The organism is Mesorhizobium sp. M0047 (genome assembly GCF_040323315.1).
Classification (GTDB): Bacteria; Pseudomonadota; Alphaproteobacteria; order Rhizobiales; family Rhizobiaceae; genus Mesorhizobium.
This window is the reverse complement of record NZ_JAMYUW010000110.1, coordinates 1-918: the sequence shown is the minus strand read 5'-3', so window position 1 is coordinate 918 and position 918 is coordinate 1. Positions and strand designations below refer to the sequence as shown.

2 protein-coding genes are annotated in these 918 nt (G+C 62.9%); both read right to left on the bottom strand.

Annotation, left to right across the window (positions count from 1 at the left end; translation table 11 throughout):
• A partial coding sequence (locus NKJ89_RS35595; RefSeq protein WP_352609075.1) for a hypothetical protein occupies nt 1-304 on the bottom strand: 304 nt, incomplete at its 3' end.
• On the bottom strand, nt 301-918 hold a 618-nt coding region (locus NKJ89_RS35590; RefSeq protein WP_352609074.1), incomplete at its 5' end, for a transposase. The genes NKJ89_RS35590 and NKJ89_RS35595, both read right to left, overlap by 4 nt.

Here is a 918-nt window from a genome sequence, read left to right as displayed (position 1 = left end):
ATTTGCGGGCGATGAAGTCTGCTTCGTCGCCGCGTTGGAAGCAGATTTGTCCGTTGATAGAGCCGTCTGGCTGGATTTCAGCCCAGCCAGTGCCTTGGGCCTCGTCCATTTCGTCATTGCCTTGCCAGGAGAAGGCGACGTTGTTGCCGTGGCCCGCGCCGAAGATCTGCCCCGTAACGCAGCCGAAGGCGAATTCGCCGGAGCCATCGGCCGCGAATTCAATGTAGGCTGGCTCCATCATGTCGAGATAGTCCTCGACATAGTCGGGCATCTCAACGATCCGCCAGCGGGCCACGATGCTCATGCCGGGGCCGCCAGCAGCTTGGGCAGGCGGATCAGATTGTAGGCCGCCAGGTTCAAGGTGAAGGCAGCATTCACACGGGCGCATCCTCGCAGCTTAACCTTGGCCATGCCGGCCGAGGCCTTGATCCAACCGAACACCTCTTCGATCCGCTTGCGGCAGCGCTGGCTGACATCATAGCCCGGATGGCGTTTCGTGCGGTCATCGATCGCCGTCACGCGAGGCTTGCCGGTTTTGCTCAGATGGCCGTCGATGGCGATGTGCGGTGTGACCTTGCGCTCACGCAGATCCTTGACGAACTGGCGGACATCATAGGCTTTGTCGGCGCCCAGCGTGATGCGCCGCCGCGACGGTCTGCGGTCCAACATGGCGAGCGCGGCATCACGCTCACCCGTGCCTGTCGCCTGGGTAATGCCGCCATCGACCGCCAGCCCATGACGGTTCTCCATTAGCGCATGCCCCAAGTAGCACAGCCTCGCCGGCTGACCATCGCCCTTCTTGTAGAGCCGCGCTTCGGGGTCGCTCGTGCTTTGGTGTGTGTCGTTAGAGCGCTTCTCCTTATGGAAGCCCCGTTCGGCGTTGCGGCCAGCACCGTCCGGGCCGTTGTCGCCGCCATC